Source organism: Brevundimonas sp. (assembly GCF_050729455.1).
Taxonomy (GTDB): Bacteria; Pseudomonadota; Alphaproteobacteria; order Caulobacterales; family Caulobacteraceae; genus Brevundimonas.
Window position 1 is genome coordinate 35773 of sequence record NZ_JBOHLI010000014.1, and the last position, 19510, is coordinate 55282.

Sequence of the window (19510 nt, forward strand, 5' to 3'; positions counted from 1 at the left end):
CCGAAGGGCGCTGGGCGGAGGGTTGATGATCAGATCTGGTCGTCGAACTTCTTGGCCAGATCTTCGATGTTTTCGGGCGGCCAGTTCGGCACGTCCATGCCGAGCGACAGGCCCATCGTCGCGAGAACTTCCTTGATCTCGTTCAGCGACTTGCGGCCGAAGTTCGGGGTGCGAAGCATTTCGCCCTCGGTCTTCTGGATCAGGTCGCCGATGTAGACGATGTTGTCGTTCTTCAGGCAGTTGGCCGAACGGACCGACAGCTCCAGTTCGTCGACCTTCTTGAGCAGGGCCGGGTTGAAGGGCAGGTCGGGCTTGCCGTCCGCCGCTTCGACCGCCTTGGTCGGCTCGTCGAAGGTGATGAATATCTGCAGCTGGTCTTGCAGGATGCGGGCGGCATAGGCCACCGCGTCAACCGGCGAGACGGCGCCGTTGGTTTCAACTTCCAGGATCAGCTTGTCGTAATCCATCGACTGGCCCTGGCGGGTCGGCTCGACGCGATAGGCGACGCGCTTGACCGGCGAGTACAGGGCGTCGACGGCGATCAGGCCGATCGGCGCATCTTCCGGACGGTTCAGTTCGGCGGCGACGTAGCCCTTGCCGTTCTGGACGGTCAGTTCCATGCGAACCGAGGCGCCGTCGTCCAGCGTGCAGATGACGTGGTCGGGGTTCAGAACCTCGATGTCAGCCGGAGCTTCAATCTGGCTGGCCGTAACGACGCCGGGGCCCGTGGCGCGCAGGGTCATGCGCTTGGGGCCTTCGGCGTGCATACGCAGCGCCAGTTGCTTGATGTTCAGGACGATGTCGACCACGTCCTCGCGAACGCCTTCCAGCGACGAGAACTCGTGGACCACGCCGTCGATCTGGATGGCCGTGACAGCCGCGCCTTGCAGCGAGGACAGCAGAACGCGACGAAGCGCGTTGCCAAGCGTCACACCGAAACCGCGCTCGAGAGGCTCAGCGACCAGACGCGCCTTGCGCAGCGGGTCGGAGCCGCCTTCGACTTGCGGCTTCTCGGGACGGATCAGCTCTTGCCAGTTTCTTTCGATCATAGAGTCCCTCGAACGGGTTTCGCCGGCTCCGCGCCCTCACGTTCAGGGCAGCCGGAACCGGCGGGAAAAGGGGTAGTCGGTCGCTTAGACGCGGCGGCGCTTGGGCGGACGGCAACCATTGTGCGGCATCGGGGTGACGTCGCGAATGGTCGTGATCGTCAGGCCGACGGCTTGCAGGGCGCGAAGCGCCGACTCACGGCCGGAACCCGGACCCGAGACGTTGACTTCCAGCGTCTTCACGCCGTGCTCTTGAGCCTTCTTGCCGGCGTCTTCCGCAGCCATCTGGGCGGCGTAAGGGGTCGACTTACGCGAACCCTTGAAGCCCATGTGACCGGCCGAAGACCAGGAGATCGCGTTCCCCTGGGCGTCCGTGATCGTGATCATGGTGTTGTTGAAAGAGGCGTTCACGTGGGCGACGCCCGACGTGATGTTCTTGCGCTCGCGCTTCTTTACGCGACCCTGTTCCTTGGCCATCGATCAGCCCTCTCTTACTTCTTCTTGCCGGCGATCGGCTTGGCCGGACCCTTGCGGGTACGGGCGTTGGTGTGCGTGCGCTGACCGCGGACCGGCAGGCCCTTGCGGTGACGCAGACCGCGGTAGCAGGCCAGGTCCATCAGACGCTTGATGTTCATCGACGTCTCACGGCGCAGGTCGCCCTCGACCGTGTGATCCTTGTCGATCGTTTCACGGATCTGCAGGATTTCAGCGTCGGTCAGCGAGTTGACGCGGCGAGCGGGCTCGATGCCGACTTTCGCGGTGATTTCCTTGGCGGCGTGAGCGCCGATGCCATGGATGTACTGAAGCGCGATTTCGACGCGCTTGTTGGTCGGAATGTTGACGCCAGCGATACGGGCCACGAGAATCTCCAGATACGCTTAAACAGACGCGGAAACCGCTCCGGTCAACAGACCAGGAGCGTGTGCGCCCTTCGCGGAAGCGGCCCTTATACAGGGGATTCTATTTGCGTCAACGGGCGCACATCGACTGCATCCCGTCACGGCATGAACTCCACACCCACAGTGATCTCGCGTCCTTCAACAGGGCGACCGTCGCGCGTGGGAGGACGAAAGCGGAAATAGGCCGAGGCCGCAAGGGCCGCCTGTCCGAATCCCCGCCCCGGCGGCGCTTCTTCCACAACCCGGCAATCCTCCAGACGGGTGTCGAGCCGAATCCGGCAGGCGATCACCGCCCGCCCGTCCAGCCGCTGACGGAAGGCTTCTGGCGGATGCAGACGCCTGCGCTGGTCGGGCGTCGGCCCTTGCAGGAAGCGCGGCGGCCCGTCCCCTACCCCCGGTCCCGCGCCGGATCCGACGCCTCCGCCGGTTCCGGTCCCCTCGCCGCCCTGCCCCGCCCCCGGAACCGGACCGGCGACCGGCGCGACCCCGACGACCAGCGCCTGCTCAGGCGCGGGCTTGGGCGGAGCCGTCACCTCTGGCGGACGTTCGGTCTTCCTGGGCGGCAGGTGAAGCCGCGAGGGCGCCGCCGGCGCCCCGCCGCCCTCCGACGGCGCTGGCCTGGGCGGCGGCGGAACCGGGGGGAGCGGAATTGGCGACGGCCGGACGAGGACAACCTCGACCGGCCGCGACGGCGGCGTGAATTGAGTGGGGACCTGCATCCGCCCCAGAAGACCGAACAGCGCCAGATGCAGCGCCCCGACGCCGACCGCCACGCCCGCCGTGACGAGCCTGACGTTTCGGGGCGACGATCTTCTGCTCATGTGCGCCCCGTTGAAGCGGATACCCAGACGCTTAACGCCCGAACCCCCGCTTCAGATCAGGCGCGTCTCAGGCCAGGGCGCCGTCGATAGCGGCGGCGACCGTGGCGATGTCGCCCATGCCGTCGATCTCGGTCAGCTTGCCCTGGGCGTCATAATAGGGAAGCAGGGGGGCGGTCTGGGCGTTGTAGACGGCCAGACGGTCCTTGAAGGTCTCGGGATTGTCGTCCGGACGGCCCTGCTCGGCGAACCGCTTGGCGATCCGGTCGGTCAGGGCCTGATCGTCGACCTTGAGGCGGACGACGCGATCGATCTTGGCGCCGCGCTTGGCCAACATGGCGTCCAGGGCTTCCGCCTGGGACACATTGCGGGGGAAGCCGTCGAAGATGGCGCCGCCGGCGGCCTCGGCCTCCGGCAGGCGGTCCTCGATCAGGGCGATGACGATCTCGTCGGTGACGAGGTCGCCGCGCGCCAGCACGTCCTTCACCTTGAGCCCCAGTTCGGAGCCCGAGGCGATCGCCGCGCGCAGCATATCGCCGGTCGAGAGCTGGACCATGCCGCGCTCTTCGACCAGGCGCTTGGCTTGCGTGCCTTTACCGGCCGCGGGCGGGCCGAACAGGATCAGGTTCATCTTACGGGCTCCCCTACCCGAGCATCAGCGCCGGGCGGGGGCGGGACCGCCCCGGCCGCGACCACGCAGCTTGGCCTTCTTGATCAGGCCTTCGTACTGGTGCGCCAGCAGTTGGGACTGAATCTGGGCGACAGTGTCCATCGTGACCGAGACGACGATCAAGATAGACGTTCCTCCGAAGTAGAGGCTGTTGCCCAGGTTGCTGACCAGGAATTCCGGCAGCAGGCAGACCGCGGTGATGTAGGCCGCGCCGATCACCGTCAGGCGCGTCAGCACATAGTCCAGATACTCGGCCGTGCGCTTGCCCGGACGGATTCCCGGCAGGAAGCCGCCGTACTTGCGCAGGTTCTCGGCCGTGTCCTCGGGGTTGAAGGTGATCGAGGTGTAGAAGAAGCAGAAGAAGACGATCAGGACCGCATACAGGATCATGAACAGCGGCTGGCCGTGCGTCAGCTGCGCCGTCACCAGCGGCAGCCAGCTCATCCACTCGGGCAGGTTGGCGTTGGCGGTGAAGGTGGCCACCGTCGTCGGCAGCATCAGCAGCGACGAGGCGAAGATGGCCGGGATGACGCCGGCGGTGTTGACCTTCAGCGGCAGGAACGAACGCTCGCCGCCCGTCATGCGGTTGCCTTCCTGGCGCTTCGGATACTGGATCAGAAGACGGCGCTGGGCGCGTTCCATGAAGACGATGAAGACGATAGTCGCCACGGCCAGGGCGGCGATGAACAGCAGGACGAAGACCGACATCTGACCTTGCTGGGCCAGGCCCAGCAGTCGGGCGATGGTAGCGGGCAGGACCGCCACGATGCCGGCGAAGATGATCAGCGAGATGCCGTTGCCGACGCCGCGCGCCGTCACCTGCTCACCCAGCCACATCAGGAACATGGTGCCGCCGGTCAGGGTGGTGACCGTCGAAATGATGAAGAAGATCCCGGGGGAATCGATCAGGCCGGCCTGGGCGTTGAGGCCCGCCGCGATGCCGAAGGACTGGGCCAGGGCCAGAAAGACCGTCAGGTAACGGGTGTACTGGTTCAGCTGCTTGCGGCCGCTTTCGCCGCCTTCCTTCTTCAGCTTCTCCCAGGGCGGATACACCGCGCCCATCAGCTGCACGATGATCGAGGCCGAGATGTACGGCATCACGTTCAGCGCGAAGACGGCCATCCGCTCGACAGCGCCGCCCGAGAACATATTGAACATGTCCAGGATGCCGCGCTGGCCATCAGGGTTCTGGAAGAAGGCCAGGAAGGCCTCGGAATTGATGCCCGGAATCGGAACATAGGTGCCGATCCGATAGACCAGCAGCGCGCCCAGCGTGAACAGCAGGCGTTTGTGCAGCTCGGTCGCTTTCGCGAACGAGCCCATGTTCATATTGGCAGCGAGTTGTTCAGCGGCCGAAGCCATCAGGCGGTCCCCACGACTATGCCCGTCGTCAGATAGGCGGAAAGCGGCTCCCTTGCGAGAGCCGCTTTCGGAAAATCGTCATCCCGGTGCGGATGATCCCGGCGAACGTCGCGTCAGCGACGCTCGCACGGGATGACGATATCGATTTTAGGCCTTGGCCGCGGTGCGCTTGGCGCGGGCCGAGATCTTGTTGGCGTCGCCCAGCGGAGCCTTAGGAGCCGGAGCCTTGCCCTTGGCGGCGTTGCGCTTCTCGACGCGAGCAGCGGCCTTGGCTTCAGCGGCGATGCGCTGTTGCTCGACCGAACCGCCGGCGGCTTCGATGGCCTTGATGGCGCCGGCCGAGGCCGACCACACGACCAGGTTCAGCTTGGCCTTCAGCTCGCCTTCGCCCAGAACGCGGACGCCGTCCTTGACGCGGCGGATCACGCCGGCGGCCACCAGGGCGGCGCCGTTGATCTCAGCCTTGGCGTCCAGCTTGCCGGCGTCGATGGCTTCTTGCACGCGCCACAGGTTCACTTCGGCCAGCTTCAGAGCGTTGGCGTTGTTGAAGCCGCGCTTCGGCATACGCATGTACAGCGGCATTTGACCGCCTTCGAAGCCGCCGATGGCGACGCCCGAACGCGACTTCTGACCCTTGACGCCGCGACCGGCGGTCTTGCCCTTGCCCGAACCCGGGCCGCGGCCGACGCGCATACGCTTCTTGTGGGCGCCTTCGTTGTCGCGAATTTCGTTCAGTTTCATATGCCTGATCCTTTCGGGTTCTAGCGCCAGGCTGCGTAACGCAATCTGACTCGGCGTTGGAAAAATTGAAGGCCGCTTCTAAGCGGCCCGTCGCAGCATCGCAAGATGCTTCTTCAAAAGCGAAACGCCCTCCCCCGCGAACGGGAGAGGGCGCACCTGCTTATTTTTCGACCACTTCGACCATGTGGGCGACCTTGGCGATCATCCCACGAACCGAGGGGGTGTCTTCCAGCGTCGACTCACGGCCGATGCGGTTCAGACCCAGGCCCGACAGAGTGGCGCGCTGATCCGACTTGCGGCGGATCGGGCTGGCCGTCTGGCGAACCGTGACGGTGGCTTTTTCGTTCTTGGCCATGTCTATCAGCCCTCGACTGCTTCAGGCGCCGAGGCGCCGTCGTTGCGGCGGCCCATCAGGTCGGCGACCTTCTTGCCACGCTTTGCAGCAACCTGACGCGGCGACGATTGAACCTTCAGAGCTTCGAAGGTCGCGCGGATCATGTTGTAGGGGTTCGACGAACCGGTCGACTTGCCCACGACGTCCTGGACGCCGAGGGTTTCGAGGACCGCACGCATCGGACCGCCGGCGATGACGCCGGTCCCGGGAGGGGCGGCGCGCATCATGATCTTGCCGGCGCCCCAACGGCCGTTGCCGTCGTGGTGCAGGGTGCGGTTCTCGCGGAGCGGAACGCGGATCATGGTCTTCTTGGCTTCTTCGGTCGCCTTGCGGATGGCTTCCGGCACTTCACGCGCCTTGCCGTGACCGAAGCCGACCCGGCCCTTGCCGTCGCCGACGACCATCAGGGCCGCGAACGAGAAACGACGTCCGCCCTTAACGGTGGCGGCGACGCGGTTGATGTGCACCAGCTTTTCGACGATGTCCGAATCCGGACCGTCGACAGCGGGAGCGTTACGGTCGCGGCGGTCGCGGTTCTGACCACCTTGTCCGCGTTGGGGTTCACGAGCCATGCTTCTCGATCCCTTAGAAGTTCAGGCCGGCTTCACGCGCGGCCTCCGCCAGCGCCTTGACGCGGCCGTGATAGATGTAGCCGCCGCGGTCGAAGACGACGTCCTTGACGCCCTTCTCGATGGCGCGTTCGGCGATCAGCTTGCCGATGAGAGCAGCAGCGGCGACGTCCGAACCCTTCGAGCCCTTGCCGCCTTCCAGCGACGAGGCGGCGGCCACCGTGACGCCTTGAGCGTCGTCGATGATCTGAGCCGAGATGTTCTTGTCCGAACGGAAGACCGACAGACGCAGACGACCGTTGGCGACAGCCTTGAGGCGACGACGGTTGCGTTCGGCGCGGCGCTTGGCTTGTTGTTGCAGAGAAAGAGCCATGACTTACTTCTTCTTGCCTTCCTTGCGCCGGACGGTTTCGCCCTGATAGCGCACGCCCTTGCCCTTGTAGGGTTCCGGCGGACGCAGCTTGCGGATGACGGCGGCGATTTCACCGACGACCTGCTTGTCCGAACCCGAGATCTTGATCTCGGTTTGCTTCGGCACGGCGAAGGTGATGCCGGCGGGCGGCGCGATGTCGACTTCATGCGAGAAGCCGAGCTGCAGCGACAGAGCCTGGCCCTTCAGGGCGGCGCGGTAACCGACGCCGACCAGTTCCAGGGTCTTCTCGAAGCCGTCGGTGACGCCGACAACCATGTTGTCGACCAGGGTGCGCGACAGACCCCACATGGCGCGAGCGCGCGGGGTGTCCGAACGCGGGGTCAGCGACAGACCCTCTTCGCCCTGGGTGACTTCGATTTCTTCGGCCACGGTCCAGGAGCGTTCGCCCTTGGGACCCTTCACCGAGACGGTCTGGCCGTCGAGCGTGACAGTCACGCCCTTCGGCACAGCGATGGTTTTCTTGCCAATACGGGACATATCAGTAGACCCTGCAGAGGACTTCGCCGCCGACGTTAGCGTCGCGGGCGTTGGCGTCGGACATGACGCCCTTCGAAGTCGAAAGGATCGAGATGCCGAGGCCGTTCTTGATCGGCTTCAGATCGTTGATGGCCGAGTAGACGCGGCGGCCGGGCTTCGACACGCGAGCGATCTCAGCGATCACCGGCTGGCCGTCGAAGTACTTCAGCTCGATCTCGAACTGCGGGAACTCGCCGGGGTTTTGAACCAGCGAATAGCCGCGGATGTAGCCTTCGTCCTGCAGCACGTCGAGGACGCGCTGGCGCAGGCGGGAGGCCGGGGTCAGCACCTTGGAACGCTTGCGGGTCGCCGCGTTCTTGATGCGAGCGATCATGTCGCTCAGGGGATCGTTGATCATCATGTCTGTTCGCTCCCCTTACCAGCTCGACTTCGTCAGGCCGGGGATCTGCCCCAGGTTGCCCAGTTCGCGCATGGCGATCCGGCTCATCTTGAGCTTGCGGTAGAAGGCCCGCGGACGGCCCGTGACTTCGCAACGGTTGCGAATGCGGGTCGGGGCGGAGTTGCGCGGCAGCTCGGCCAGCTTCAGGCGCGCGTCAAAGCGCTCCTCCAGCGGCAGGCTTTCATCGTTGGCGGTCGCCTTGAGGGCAGCCCGCTTCGCGGCATACTTCGCAACCAGGGCCTTGACGGCTTCGTTACGGTTTACGGCGCTTTTCTTAGCCATTGTTCTCTTCCCTTCCCGCTCAGTTCTTGATGAACGGGAAATTGAACTCGGTGAGGAGAGCCTTGGCTTCCTCATCGGTCTTGGCCGTGGTGCAGACGACGATGTCCATGCCCCACATCTGATCAATCTGGTCGTAGTTGATCTCGGGGAACACGATGTGTTCCTTCAGACCCGTGGCGTAGTTGCCACGACCGTCGAACGAGGTGCCCTTCAGACCACGGAAATCCTTCACGCGCGGCAGCGCGATCGTGATGAAGCGGTCCAGGAACTCGTACATCTGGGCGCCGCGCAGCGTGACCTTGCCGCCGATGACCATGCCTTCGCGCAGCTTGAAGCCGGCGATGGAGTTACGAGCCTTGGTGGCGACAGCCTTCTGGCCGGCGATGGCCGTCAGATCCTTGAGGGCCGCGTTGGCCTTCTTGGAGTCGGCGACAGCTTCACCGATACCCATGTTCAAGACGATCTTGTCCAGCTTGGGGATCTGCATCTCGTTCGTGTAGCCGAACTTTTCCTTCAGGGCGCCGCGGATGCGGTCCTGATACTCGGTCTTGAGACGCGGCGTGTACTTGGTGTCGGCCATCAGATGACGTCTCCCGTGGTCTTGGCGAAGCGAACCTTGGCGTCGCCTTCGACCTTGAAGCCGACGCGGGTCGCCTTGCCGTTGGCGTCGGCGATCGCGACGTTCGACAGGTGAAGCGAGGCTTCCTTGTTCTTGATGCCGCCTTGCGGGTCAGCCTGGGTCGGGCGCGTGTGGCGCTGAACCATGTTGACGCCTTGCACGACGACGCGATTTTCGGTCGGGAGGACCTTCAGCACCTGGCCGGTGCGTCCCTTGTCCTTGCCGGTCAGGACGACGACGTTGTCGCCCTTCTTGATCTTGGCGGCCATGTTACAGGACCTCCGGAGCCAGCGAGATGATCTTCATGTGGTTCTTGGCGCGCAGTTCGCGGGGAACCGGGCCGAAGATCCGCGTGCCGACAGGCTCGTTCTGCTTGTTGACGATGACGGCGGCCGACTTGTCAAAACGGATGACCGAGCCGTCCTTGCGCTGGATGTCCTTGGCGGTGCGCACGACGATGGCGCGAACGACGTCGCCCTTCTTCACGCGGCCGCGAGGAATAGCTTCCTTCACCGAGGCGACGATAGTGTCGCCCACCGAGGCGTAGCGGCGCTTGGAGCCGCCCAACACCTTGATGCACATGACCCGGCGGGCGCCCGAGTTATCGGCGACCTCCAGGTTAGTTTGCATCTGGATCATAGGATCCGATCCTTTTCTTTAGGAAGCCGAGGCGGGGGAAACGACTTCCCAACGCTTCAGCTTGGACTTGGGGGCGCACTCGACGATGCGTGCGACGTCGCCGACTTTGAGGGCGTTGCCCTCATCGTGAGCGTGGTACTTCTTGGACAGACGGACGATCTTCTTCAGGACCGGGTGCAGCAGAGTGCGCTCGACCTTCACAACGACCGTCTTGTCGCCCTTGTCGGACACGACCACGCCTTCAAGAATACGTTTGGGCATAGGTGTTTCCTTAAACCGCCGCGCGCTTCTCACGCAGAAGCGTGGAGATGCGAGCGATGTCCTTGCGCACTTCCGAGACCCGATGGGTCTTTTCCATCTGGCCGGTAGCGGCCTGGAAGCGCAGGTTGAACTGTTCCTTCTTGAGCTTCAGCAGCTCGTCGGACAGTTGGTCGGGGGTTTGACCCCGGAGATCGGCGATCTTGGTCATGCCGCTTCCTCAAGGTGAGCGATGCCGGCGTCGAGGCGGGTGACCACCTTGGTGCGGACCGGCAGCTTGGCGGCGCCGAGGCGCAGCGCTTCGCGAGCCACATCGTCCGGCACGCCGTCGATTTCGAACAGGATGCGGCCCGGGTGGCAACGCGCGGCCCAGTGGTCCACGGCGCCCTTGCCCTTACCCATCCGGACTTCAGCCGGCTTGCCCGTGACGGGCAGATCCGGGAAGACCCGGATCCAGACGCGGCCCTGACGCTTCATCTGGCGCGTGATCGCGCGGCGAGCCGCTTCGATCTGGCGTGCGGTGATGCGTTCCGGTTCCACCGTCTTCAGGCCGTAGGAGCCGAAGTTCAGCGAGAAACCACCCTTGGCTGCGCCATGGATGCGGCCCTTGAAGGCCTTGCGGTACTTGGTCTTTTTCGGTTGCAACATGGCCTATCAGCCCTCACGACCACGGCGCGGACCGCGATCACCGCGGGGGCCGCGCTCACGGCCTTCGTTGGACGACGGACCCGAAGCTTCCTGGGCCCAGCGCTTGTCCTGAGCCATCGGGTCGTGCTCGAGCACTTCACCCTTAAAGACCCAGACCTTCACGCCAATGATGCCGTAGGTCGTCTTGGCTTCGTAGAAGCCATAGTCGATGTCGGCGCGCAGCGTGTGAAGCGGCACGCGACCTTCGCGATACCATTCCATACGAGCGATTTCAGCGCCGCCCAGGCGACCCGAGACGTTGATCCGAACGCCCTTGGCGCCCAGACGCATCGCCGACTGCATCGAACGCTTCATGGCGCGACGGAAGGCGATCCGGCGCTCCAGTTGCTGTGCGATGTTCTCGGCGATCAGCTGCGCGTCGGTTTCCGGCTTGCGGACTTCGACGATGTTCAGGTGAACTTCGCCTTCGGTGCGAGCCGAGATGTCCTTGCGGAGCTTCTCGATGTCAGCGCCCTTCTTGCCGATCACGACGCCCGGACGGGCGGCATAGATCGTCACGCGGCACTTCTTGTGCGGACGCTCGATGATGATGCGCGACACGCCGGCGGCGACCAGGCGTTCCTTGAGCCACGTACGCAGCTTCAGGTCCTGGTGCAGCAGGCGGGCGTAGTCGGCGCCGCCGGCGAACCAGCGGCTGTCCCACGTGCGGTTCACGCCAAGGCGCAGACCGACCGGATTGATTTTCTGTCCCATCAGGCGGCCTCGCCGGCTTCACGGACCACGATCGTGATCTCGCTGAACGGTTTCAGGATGCGCGACGAGCGACCACGAGCGCGGCTCGCGAAGCGCTTCATCACCAGGTTCTTGCCCACGAAGGCCTCGGCGACGATCAGGTTGTCGATGTCGAGGTTGTGGTTGTTTTCGGCGTTGGACACGGCCGAATACAGGACCTTGCGGACGTCGGTGGCGATGCGCTTGCGGCTGAACTCAAGCTCGTTCAGCGCCTTCTGAACCGGCAGACCGCGGATCGAAGCGGCGACCAGGTTCAGCTTTTGAGGGCTGATGCGAACGTTGACCAGCTTGGCGCGAGCCTCGGTGGCGCCGACGCGGCGGGGGTTGTTGGACTTGGCCATCAGTTACTTCCTTTTGGCCTTCTTGTCCGCCGCGTGGCCCGGGAAGTTCCGGGTCGGGGCGAACTCGCCAAACTTCATGCCGACCATGTCTTCGTTGACCATCACCGGCACGTGCTTTTGGCCGTTGTGGACGCCGAAGGTCAGGCCGACAAACTGCGGCAGGATGGTGGAGCGGCGCGACCAGGTCTTGATCACGTCCTTGCGGCCCGACGTTTGAACGGCGTCGGCCTTCTTGAGCAGATACCCGTCGACAAACGGGCCTTTCCAGGAGGAGCGGGCCATTCTTAGCGAGCCTTCTTCACGTGGCGAGTACGGATGATGTATTTATCCGTAGCCTTGTTCTTGCGGGTGCGGGTGCCCTTGGTGTCCTTACCCCACGGCGTAACCGGGGTACGACCACCAGAGGTCCGGCCTTCACCACCACCATGCGGGTGGTCGATCGGGTTCATGGCGACGCCGCGAACGTGCGGACGCCAGCCCATGTGACGAACGCGACCGGCCTTGCCGAGGTTCTGGTTCATGTGGTCCGGGTTCGACACGGCGCCGACAGTGGCCATGCACGAGTCCAGGACCATGCGCAGCTCGCCCGAGCCCAGACGGATCTGGGCGTAGCCCTGATCGCGGCCGACCAGCTGGGCGTAGGCGCCGGCCGAACGGGCCAGCTGAGCGCCCTTGCCCGGCTTCATCTCGATGTTGTGGATGATCGTACCCACGGGCATCGAGCGGAGCGGCATGGCGTTGCCCGGCTTCACATCGACCTTTTCACCCGCGACGACGACGTCGCCAGCCTTCAGGCGCTGCGGAGCGATGATGTAGGTCTTCTCGCCGTCGGCATAGGTCACCAGGGCGATGAAGGCGGTGCGGTTCGGGTCGTATTCCAGACGCTCGACCGTACCGATGGCGTCGAACTTGCGACGCTTGAAGTCGATCTTGCGATACAGGGTCTTGGCACCGCCGCCGCGGAAGCGAACAGCGATGCGACCGCCCTGCCCGCGACCGCCCGACTTGGTCAGGCCTTCAACGAGCGACTTCTCGGGACGGCCCTTGTGGAGCTCGGACCGGTCGACCAGCACCAGGGCGCGGCGGCCCGGCGACGTCGGATTGTAGGTTTTCAAGGCCATCGTCTTAGAGCCCCGTCGTGACGTCGATCGACTGGCCGTCAGCCAGCGTCACGATCGCTTTCTTGATGTCCACGCGACGGCCCAGGATGCCCCGGAAGCGCTTGGTCTTGCCCTTTTGAACCAGGGTGTTGACCTTGAGGACGTTGACTTTGAACAGGCTCTCGACCGCAGCGGCGATCTCGTCCTTGGTCGCCGTGCCGGCGACGCGGAAGACGACCTTGTTCTGCTCCGACAGGATCGTGGCTTTTTCCGTGATGATCGGAGCCAGGACGGTGTCGTAGTGTTTGGCGGTGGGTTGAGCGGCGGCCATTATGCGGCTTCCTTCTCAGCGAAGCGCGCCTCGATCGCCTCGACGGCGGCCTTGGTCAGCACCAGTTTGTCGGCCCGCAGGATGTCATAGACGTTCAGGCCGGCGTTCGGCAGCACGTCGATGTGCGGGATGTTGCGAGCAGCCAGGCCGAAGTTGGTATCGACTTCCGGACCCGCGATGATCAGAGCCTTGGTCCAGCCGAGCTTGCCGAAGGTCTCGCGCAGCGAGGCCGTCTTGGCTTCCTTGACCGAAACGCTGTCGACCACGATCAGATCGCCGGCCTTGGCCTTCGAGCTGAGGGCGTGACGCAGAGCCAGGGCGCGGACCTTCTTCGGCAGCGAGTAGCCGTGATCGCGAACGACCGGACCGAAGGCGCGCGAACCGCCGACGAACTGCGGTGCACGGCGCGAACCGTGACGAGCGCCGCCGGTGCCCTTTTGCTTGTACATCTTCTTGCCCGTACGAGAGTTCTCGTTGCGGGTTTGAACCTTGTGCGTGCCGGCGCGGCGCTTGGCCAGCTGCCAGTTGACGTAACGGGCCAGCAGGTCGCCGCGAATGTCGGAGATGCCGAAGACGGCTTCCGACAGTTCAACGTCGCCGGCAGCCTTGCCGTCGAGCTTGATGACAGAGAGTTTCATTACGCTTCACCGCCTTCGGTCGCTTCAACGGCCGGAGCTTCTTCAGCCGGCGTCGAGGCGGGTTGAGCGGCCTTCGTCGACTTGACGGCGCCCGGGAACGGGGCCTCAGCCGGACGGGCCTTCTTAACGGCGTCGCGAACCTTGACGTAGCTGCCGTCGTGACCCGGGACAGCGCCCTTGATCAGGATCAGGCCACGCTCGGCGTCCACGCGGACGACGGTCAGGTTCTGCTGGGTGACGACTTCCTGGCCGTAGTGGCCAGCCATCTTCTTGCCCTTGAAGGTCTTGCCCGGGTCTTGACGCTGGCCGGTCGAACCGTGCGAACGGTGAGACACCGACACGCCGTGGGTGGCGCGCAGGCCGCCGAAGTTCCAGCGCTTCATGGCGCCGGCGAAGCCCTTACCGATGGTCTCGCCCTGGATGTCGACCTTTTGACCCGCCAGGAAGTGATCAGCCGACAGTTCGGCGCCCACGTCCAGCAGACCATCCGCATCAACGCGGAACTCGGTCACATAATGTTTGGGTTCAACCTCGGCCTTGGCGAAAACTTCGCGCTGAGCCTTGTTGGTGTTTTTTGCCTTCTTGGTTCCGGCACCCAGTTGCAGGGCGACGTAGCCGTCCCGCTCTTGAGTGCGCTGACCCACGACCTGACAGCCATCAAGCTGCAGAACCGTGACCGGGATGTGCACGCCGTCTTCAGAGAAGACGCGCGTCATACCCAGTTTCTTGGCGATCACGCCCGTACGCATGTCGGATCCCGCCTCTTTCTTTCTTAAATCTTGATCTCGACGTCCACGCCAGCGGACAGGTCGAGCTTCATGAGCGCGTCCACGGTCTGCGGGGTGGGGTCGATGATGTCGAGCACGCGCTTGTGCGTGCGGATTTCAAACTGCTCACGCGACTTCTTATCGACGTGCGGCGAGCGGTTCACGGTGAACTTTTCGATCAGGGTCGGCAGCGGGATCGGACCGCGAACGGTCGCCCCGGTGCGCTTGGCGGTGTTGACGATCTCGCGCGTCGAAAAGTCGAGGACGCGATGATCGAAGGCCTTGAGCCTGATGCGGATGCTTTGATCCATATCGGTTGTTATTCCCAAGCGGTCGGAACCGCGTCCCTGTGAACCATTTCAAAGACCGAAGCCTCGGGCAGAGCCCCAAGGAACGCAAATCCGCAAAAACGATCGGCCCACGCAGTTCCCCGCGAAGGCCGTAAAGTCCCAAGAAGCTGCAAAGAACAGTAACTTAGGTCGTTCCTGCGAACCGCGTCTGCACCCGAAGATGCACAGCCGGTCCAACAAGAGGGGCGCTTATGCCCTCCGATTCCGTTTCCGTCAAGCGGCGAAACCGTGGCGGCGCGGGGCTTTCGGACTCACTCGCCCAACCTGCCGCGTCGAACGCTCGACGCCAGGAACCCGAACGGCTCCGCCCGTCGACCGACACCCTTCCGCGCCACGCCTTTAACGGTTTGGGCCAAAGAACGGCGAAATGACAAGGCCGTTAGGGCTTGGCCTCATTCCGCGCCGTCCAGTGACGCAATCATGCCGCAATGCGTCACACTTCGGCAACATCGGCCCTAAACCGCTGAAAGATGACAAGTTCGTTACAGCAAAGCGTCGATCCGGGGACTATCTGCGCAGTCCCGCTGCGGTGCGAACCCGGCGGCACGACAAAAAGGATAATCATAATGAAAACCGTCTTCCTCGCCTCGGTCGCCGCCGCGACCCTGATCGCCGCTCCCGCCCTGGCTCAAGACGCTGTCGGCTCGGCCGGCATCGGCTACGTCCACACGGACACCGAAGGCTTCAAGACCGACGGCGCTCAGCTGGACGGCGTCAGCGCCTTCAAGGTCGCTCCTGAATGGACCGTGACCGTCAACGGCGCCGTCACCTACTCCAACAGCAACGCCGGCGACGACACCGCCGCCTCGGGCGCCGCCCACCTGACGAAAACCTTCGGTTCGGACCTGCGCGCCGGCGGCTTCGTCGGCGTCACGGACATCGGCGACGCGAACACCTTCACCGTCGGCGGCGAAGTGCAGAAGTACCTGGCTTCGGCGACCCTGACGGGTCTGGTCGCCTACACGGATCTGGACGGCGCTGACGCCTGGACCTTCGGCGGCGACGCCGCCTACTACGTCAACCCGTCGCTGCGCCTGAACGCCGGCGTCTCGTACAACACCATCGACGCCGACGTGGTTGGTGAAGTCGACGCCTGGGCCTACGGCGCCGGCGCCGAGTACCAGTTCGCCAACAGCCCGTTCAGCGTCTACGGCACGTATCAGCGCGTGTCGCTGGACGACGTCGACGTCGATTCGGACACCTTCATGATCGGCGCCCGCTACAACTTCGGCAGCACCCTGCAGTCGCTGGACCGCGCCGGCGCCAACCTGGGCCGCACCCTGGCCGGTCTGCCGGGCATCCGCGGCTTCTAATCCAGAAGCCTCGACTTCCGGTCGAAACGAATCCCCGGCGGAGCGATCCGCCGGGGCTTTTTCTTGGCTGAATCTCGACCACGTTACAGGCACGAAAAAGGCCCGGGGGGTTCCACGCTCCCGGGCCTTCTCTCGCAGCGATCAGTCGGATCAGCGTCCGATATGCACCTCGCCCGAACCCACGATAGAGCGCGACACCGGCCCCGTCACTTCGGCGACCCGCACGTCGCCCGATCCCGCGATCGAGACCTCCAGACTGCCGGCCGTGCCGTTAAAGGCGACATCGCCCGATCCGGCGATGGAGACCTCGAGGCTGGACGCCCGGCCGCCCCGGACCGTCACGTCGCCCGAGCCGCCGATGGACACCTCAGCGGCCCCGTTCACGCCGGCCACGGCAATGCTGCCCGAGCCGCCGACATTGGCCTCCAGATCACCCGTGGCGCCCGCCAGGATCGAGCCCGAACCGCCAACGTTGGCTTCAAGTTCCCGCGACGTGCCGGCGCGCACGCTGCCTGATCCGCCGACGCCGATCTCCATGCGGCCGTCGACATTGGCTACCGTCCAGTTGCCGCAGCCGCCCGCGCCCAGATCGACGGAGCGTGCGCCGCGTCCGATCGCGCCATAGATTCCGCTTTCCGAACTGACGTCCACGTCGCGCGGCGTGCGCAGGACGATCAGCGGCGCGTCCTCCAGGCGGATGCGGCCCAGGCCCCGCAGTTCGACCGTGGCGCCTTCGCCCGGCTGGCGGGCGTCGGCCGGGCCGCTGTTGCAGCTGCGGATGCTGTCGCTGTTGAACTGTAACAGGCTGCGGCGGCGGCCCAGTCCGCCGTCGATGCGGACCTTGTTCCCGCGGCGCTCGACGCTGGGCTGAGGCAGGTTCGCCGATCCGGGCGTGATCTCGACAGCGATGTCGGCCCGGTCCTCGGGAATGACGATGACGCGGGCCACCGCATTGCGAATCTCGGCGTCCTGGGCGGCGGCGGGCTGGGCGGCGGCGAATGCGGCCAGAACGGCGGCCGAGGCGGCGGCGTAGACGGCGATCTTCATGGCGGTGTCCCTCTCCTGATCTGTGGCGAAGGTGGTCGCTGACGGGCCTCAAGTCATTTTAAATCGAGGTCATGAAGTCGTTGTAAGAAAGCAGCCTTCCGCCGATCAGGCCTTCAACGCGCCCGCGCCGTCGGCCACGCCGACCTGCGGCTCGAACTGCCGCTCGATGTGAGCGATCCGGCTTTTCAGCGCGCCCGTCCGCTTCAAACCCAGCGACGCGGCCCAGCGCAGGGCCAACTCCCCCGGCCCCATCCGGTCCGTCTGCCGCGGCGAACCGCCTCGGCTGCGCAGCACGGCATTGGTGTAAAGGGCGCCATTGCGGAACCGTGACGGCCAGGTCTGGAAATCCATCGACAGGGAGACGCAGAACCGATCCAGATTCTCCACCCGATGCGGGGCATACAGCGGCCAGGTCAGCGCCTGCCCCGGCTCCAGATCCACCACCTGGGCGTCGCCCTCGAAGGCCAGGGTGTAGGGCAGTTCCTCGGTCGTCTGGCGCGCGACTACCTGTTCCATGTCCTGCTCGGCCAGGTGCGCCTCGTCGCCCGGATAGACGAAGATCCGCTTGCGACCGCGCAGGTGGAAAAGCACCACCCCGGCCGCATCGAAATGATAGGGCACCCTCGCCTTGGGCGACGACAGGATCAGCTGCCCTGCGTTCTTGACCGCCTTCAGGCCCGGATAGGCCGCCTCGACCGTGCGGAACTCGGCCATGGCCGCCGCCCATAGCTCGGGCCAACCGGTCTCGACGTTGCGCAGGTTGACCCACAGCCGCCCCTGCTGGATCGCCTCCAGCAATTGCCCGCCGTCCAGCCGCCCCCGCGCGCCGGTGCGCAGCGAGACCTGCCCCTCGTCGTCGTAGTCGTACAGGTTGATGTCGAACAGGTCCGCAGGATAGCGGTCCAGCAGCGCGGCCAGAGCGGCGTCCTCGGCGAAACCCCGGGCGATCAGGCCGTGCGGGTGCACGCCCGCCTGGGCGATTGGGCCGGGATAGCGGGTGCGGCGCTCGGACATGGACATCTCGTTCATCACGCCGCCGCCCAGCGGCCGGCGGCCTTGGACAGGGCCGTGCGCGTGGCCAAAGCCGCGCCTTTCAGTCGACCTGCCGTACTGATCTCGCAGGCCTCGATGACGTTCCAGCGCCGGCGCACGCTCGCGGCCAGCTGCTCGCCCCCCGCCAAGGCCAGCGCCGCGGCGCCGGCGCCGTTCAGCGCGGCCCCCAGGCCGGGTTTCAGGATCGTCGCCTCAACCACGGGCTGAACCGTGTCGCAGAAATAGCGCTTATAGGTCTCGCCCCCGAAGCCGTAGTCGAAGTCGCGATAGCCCAGGTCCGCCCCCTGCCGAATGGTCTCCATGCTCAGCATGATGCCCGGCGCGCACCTCGCCAGGGCCGGGACATAGGCCGGGAACCAGAAGTGGAACCGCTGGCCGGCGTGCAGCGAAAACTCCATGGCCGCGATCCTGCCGCCGGCCCGCAGCACCGCCACCGAAGCGCCGAAGTCGGCCTGCTCATGCGCCATCAGCGCGTGCAGCAAATCAGCCGTCCAGCCGCAGGCGAAGACGTCGTGGCGCCCGGTGCGCCGATACTGCTCGCGCTTCAGCTCGATCAACTCGTCCAGCAGCGCCGGGTCGCGCAGGCCGATCTGGACCTCCAGTTCGCCCAGTTCGCTGGCCATGCTGCGGCGCGCCCGCTCCTTGTCCTTGAAATACTTGCCGAAGGCCTGGCGCCGAGCCGCATACCAGGCGTCATAGCCGCCCTCCTCGGGAATAGTGGTGCGGAAGCTCTCGCCGCTCACGCCGCCCGACGCTGTCCCTACCCAGCCGCTGACGCTGAACCGCGCCCCGCCCAGCAGTTGCGCCGCCTCCCCCAGCGACGGACGCATCGCCTTCGGCCCGATCACGCCGTGATAGTCGTTCATCGGCGCGGCGACGGGAAGAATGGCCCCGCCGCGTCTCTGATAGGGATAGTAGCCGACCACGGCGCCGTCCCGGCGAAACACGGCCAGGGCGCTGTCCGGGCTGACCCTGCCGGCGATCTCGGCGAACTCCACGCGGAAATAGGGGCTGGCCAGATCAGGATCCGCCGCCGCCCAGCCGTTCCACTGCGCGCGCTCCTCGCCCGTCAAACTTTCCAGGCTACGGATTTCGATGGTCAGTTCGCCGGACATGAGCCCCCCTTTGGGCAGTAGGGACAGCAAGTTCCGTTCCAACATCGCGGCATCAAGATGGGGCCTACCGCCCTTCGGGCTACTTGAGGCCGTTTATGCTGGGCCTACCGCGCACGCTGTCCATCACCCCCTACGCAGAAACGGCCCCCGGATTGCTCCGGGGGCCGCTCTGTTACTCGATACTACGGTCCCTCCGAGGAGAGGCCGGTACGCCTACTGTTCGAGCCCGAGGGCCCGGATCAATCGATTACTCGATGATCTTGGACACCACGCCGGCGCCGACGGTGCGGCCGCCTTCGCGGATGGCGAAGCGCAGACCCTGATCCATGGCGATCGGGGTGATCAGTTCGACGTTCAGCTCGGCGTTGT

At 65.1% G+C, this 19510-nt stretch carries 32 protein-coding genes; 1 reads left to right on the forward strand and 31 read right to left on the reverse strand.

Translation table 11 applies throughout. From position 1 onward, the window contains the following. Positions 1-29 precede the first annotated feature (29 nt). From ACREEF_RS05485 to rpsJ, 27 genes are all read right to left on the reverse strand, one after another. On the reverse strand, positions 30-1049 hold the full coding sequence (locus ACREEF_RS05485) for a DNA-directed RNA polymerase subunit alpha (protein ID WP_431564601.1): 1020 nt from the start codon (positions 1047-1049) through the stop codon (positions 30-32). 84 nt (positions 1050-1133) lie between these two features. Beyond that, a complete protein-coding gene (rpsK, locus tag ACREEF_RS05490) occupies positions 1134-1523 on the reverse strand; it encodes a 30S ribosomal protein S11 (RefSeq protein ID WP_431564602.1) in 390 nt (129 codons plus the stop codon). A gap of 14 nt (positions 1524-1537) precedes the next feature. Then, positions 1538-1906, reverse strand: a complete 369-nt coding sequence (gene rpsM, locus ACREEF_RS05495) for a 30S ribosomal protein S13 (protein WP_105563653.1) — start codon at positions 1904-1906, stop codon at positions 1538-1540. A gap of 137 nt (positions 1907-2043) precedes the next feature. Further along, the gene (locus ACREEF_RS05500; protein WP_431564603.1) at positions 2044-2766 is read right to left on the reverse strand and encodes an energy transducer TonB; all 723 of its coding nucleotides are present in this window, start codon (positions 2764-2766) and stop codon (positions 2044-2046) included. Between the two features lie 67 nt (positions 2767-2833). Then, a complete protein-coding gene (locus ACREEF_RS05505; protein ID WP_431564604.1) occupies positions 2834-3394 on the reverse strand; it encodes an adenylate kinase in 561 nt (186 codons plus the stop codon). Between the two features lie 24 nt (positions 3395-3418). Next, entirely contained in the window at positions 3419-4795 is a 1377-nt protein-coding gene (secY, locus tag ACREEF_RS05510; RefSeq protein ID WP_431564605.1) for a preprotein translocase subunit SecY, read from the reverse strand. A 147-nt stretch (positions 4796-4942) separates the two neighbouring features. Beyond that, positions 4943-5536: a 50S ribosomal protein L15 gene (gene rplO / locus ACREEF_RS05515; RefSeq protein WP_431564606.1), complete on the reverse strand. Its 594-nt coding sequence runs from the start codon at positions 5534-5536 to the stop codon at positions 4943-4945. Between the two features lie 160 nt (positions 5537-5696). Beyond that, positions 5697-5891, reverse strand: coding sequence for a 50S ribosomal protein L30 (rpmD, locus tag ACREEF_RS05520; RefSeq protein ID WP_105563648.1), 195 nt, complete (start codon positions 5889-5891; stop codon positions 5697-5699). Between the two features lie 5 nt (positions 5892-5896). Continuing rightward, positions 5897-6502 carry a 30S ribosomal protein S5 gene (gene rpsE / locus ACREEF_RS05525; protein WP_105563647.1) on the reverse strand — a complete coding sequence of 202 codons (606 nt, stop codon included), beginning with the start codon at positions 6500-6502 and terminating at the stop codon, positions 5897-5899. 13 nt (positions 6503-6515) lie between these two features. Then, positions 6516-6872: a 50S ribosomal protein L18 gene (gene rplR, locus ACREEF_RS05530; protein ID WP_207826423.1), complete on the reverse strand. Its 357-nt coding sequence runs from the start codon at positions 6870-6872 to the stop codon at positions 6516-6518. Positions 6873-6875: 3 nt separating this feature from the next. After that, a complete protein-coding gene (rplF, locus tag ACREEF_RS05535; protein ID WP_431564607.1) occupies positions 6876-7409 on the reverse strand; it encodes a 50S ribosomal protein L6 in 534 nt (177 codons plus the stop codon). Between the two features lies 1 nt (position 7410). After that, positions 7411-7809 carry a 30S ribosomal protein S8 gene (rpsH, locus tag ACREEF_RS05540; protein WP_114818612.1) on the reverse strand — a complete coding sequence of 133 codons (399 nt, stop codon included), beginning with the start codon at positions 7807-7809 and terminating at the stop codon, positions 7411-7413. Between the two features lie 15 nt (positions 7810-7824). Continuing rightward, complete coding sequence (gene rpsN / locus ACREEF_RS05545) at positions 7825-8130, reverse strand: 30S ribosomal protein S14 (protein ID WP_431564608.1); 306 nt, start codon at positions 8128-8130, stop codon at positions 7825-7827. 19 nt (positions 8131-8149) lie between these two features. Beyond that, on the reverse strand, positions 8150-8710 hold the full coding sequence (rplE, locus tag ACREEF_RS05550) for a 50S ribosomal protein L5 (protein ID WP_431564609.1): 561 nt from the start codon (positions 8708-8710) through the stop codon (positions 8150-8152). Next, positions 8710-9018: a 50S ribosomal protein L24 gene (gene rplX / locus ACREEF_RS05555; protein ID WP_431564610.1), complete on the reverse strand. Its 309-nt coding sequence runs from the start codon at positions 9016-9018 to the stop codon at positions 8710-8712. Before rplX ends, rplE begins: the two co-directional genes overlap by 1 nt. A gap of 1 nt (position 9019) precedes the next feature. Then, the gene (rplN, locus tag ACREEF_RS05560; RefSeq protein ID WP_021698481.1) at positions 9020-9388 is read right to left on the reverse strand and encodes a 50S ribosomal protein L14; all 369 of its coding nucleotides are present in this window, start codon (positions 9386-9388) and stop codon (positions 9020-9022) included. A gap of 18 nt (positions 9389-9406) precedes the next feature. Continuing rightward, positions 9407-9649, reverse strand: coding sequence for a 30S ribosomal protein S17 (gene rpsQ, locus ACREEF_RS05565; RefSeq protein ID WP_105563640.1), 243 nt, complete (start codon positions 9647-9649; stop codon positions 9407-9409). Positions 9650-9659: 10 nt separating this feature from the next. Further along, positions 9660-9857 carry a 50S ribosomal protein L29 gene (gene rpmC, locus ACREEF_RS05570; protein WP_431564611.1) on the reverse strand — a complete coding sequence of 66 codons (198 nt, stop codon included), beginning with the start codon at positions 9855-9857 and terminating at the stop codon, positions 9660-9662. After that, positions 9854-10294 carry a 50S ribosomal protein L16 gene (gene rplP, locus ACREEF_RS05575; RefSeq protein ID WP_431564612.1) on the reverse strand — a complete coding sequence of 147 codons (441 nt, stop codon included), beginning with the start codon at positions 10292-10294 and terminating at the stop codon, positions 9854-9856. Before rplP ends, rpmC begins: the two co-directional genes overlap by 4 nt. A 6-nt stretch (positions 10295-10300) precedes the next feature. Then, entirely contained in the window at positions 10301-11047 is a 747-nt protein-coding gene (rpsC, locus tag ACREEF_RS05580) for a 30S ribosomal protein S3 (protein WP_431564613.1), read from the reverse strand. Continuing rightward, positions 11047-11427, reverse strand: coding sequence for a 50S ribosomal protein L22 (rplV, locus tag ACREEF_RS05585; RefSeq protein WP_409020433.1), 381 nt, complete (start codon positions 11425-11427; stop codon positions 11047-11049). Before rplV ends, rpsC begins: the two co-directional genes overlap by 1 nt. A gap of 3 nt (positions 11428-11430) precedes the next feature. Further along, the gene (rpsS, locus tag ACREEF_RS05590) at positions 11431-11709 is read right to left on the reverse strand and encodes a 30S ribosomal protein S19 (protein WP_184272436.1); all 279 of its coding nucleotides are present in this window, start codon (positions 11707-11709) and stop codon (positions 11431-11433) included. A gap of 2 nt (positions 11710-11711) precedes the next feature. Beyond that, positions 11712-12548 (reverse strand): 50S ribosomal protein L2, encoded by an 837-nt coding sequence (gene rplB, locus ACREEF_RS05595; protein ID WP_207826381.1) that lies wholly within the window; start codon positions 12546-12548, stop codon positions 11712-11714. 4 nt (positions 12549-12552) lie between these two features. Then, on the reverse strand, positions 12553-12858 hold the full coding sequence (locus tag ACREEF_RS05600; RefSeq protein WP_431564614.1) for a 50S ribosomal protein L23: 306 nt from the start codon (positions 12856-12858) through the stop codon (positions 12553-12555). After that, entirely contained in the window at positions 12858-13496 is a 639-nt protein-coding gene (gene rplD / locus ACREEF_RS05605) for a 50S ribosomal protein L4 (protein ID WP_292083343.1), read from the reverse strand. The genes ACREEF_RS05600 and rplD overlap by 1 nt, the downstream gene beginning before the upstream one ends. Further along, entirely contained in the window at positions 13496-14245 is a 750-nt protein-coding gene (gene rplC / locus ACREEF_RS05610; RefSeq protein WP_431564615.1) for a 50S ribosomal protein L3, read from the reverse strand. The genes rplD and rplC overlap by 1 nt, the downstream gene beginning before the upstream one ends. A 23-nt stretch (positions 14246-14268) precedes the next feature. Beyond that, on the reverse strand, positions 14269-14574 hold the full coding sequence (rpsJ, locus tag ACREEF_RS05615) for a 30S ribosomal protein S10 (RefSeq protein ID WP_105563630.1): 306 nt from the start codon (positions 14572-14574) through the stop codon (positions 14269-14271). A 605-nt stretch (positions 14575-15179) separates the two neighbouring features. Here rpsJ and ACREEF_RS05620 point away from each other — a divergent pair. Further along, entirely contained in the window at positions 15180-15926 is a 747-nt protein-coding gene (locus ACREEF_RS05620; protein WP_431564616.1) for a hypothetical protein, read from the forward strand. A gap of 150 nt (positions 15927-16076) precedes the next feature. Here ACREEF_RS05620 and ACREEF_RS05625 read toward each other — a convergent pair whose 3' ends face one another. The 4 genes from ACREEF_RS05625 to ACREEF_RS05640 form a co-directional block, all read right to left on the reverse strand. Next, positions 16077-16973 (reverse strand): GIN domain-containing protein, encoded by an 897-nt coding sequence (locus tag ACREEF_RS05625; protein ID WP_431564617.1) that lies wholly within the window; start codon positions 16971-16973, stop codon positions 16077-16079. A 105-nt stretch (positions 16974-17078) separates the two neighbouring features. Beyond that, complete coding sequence (locus tag ACREEF_RS05630; RefSeq protein WP_431564618.1) at positions 17079-18002, reverse strand: cupin-like domain-containing protein; 924 nt, start codon at positions 18000-18002, stop codon at positions 17079-17081. Next, the gene (locus tag ACREEF_RS05635) at positions 18002-19141 is read right to left on the reverse strand and encodes a GNAT family N-acetyltransferase (protein WP_431564619.1); all 1140 of its coding nucleotides are present in this window, start codon (positions 19139-19141) and stop codon (positions 18002-18004) included. Before ACREEF_RS05635 ends, ACREEF_RS05630 begins: the two co-directional genes overlap by 1 nt. Positions 19142-19388: 247 nt before the next feature. Beyond that, a partial coding sequence (locus ACREEF_RS05640) for a hypothetical protein (RefSeq protein ID WP_431564621.1) occupies positions 19389-19510 on the reverse strand: 122 nt, incomplete at its 5' end.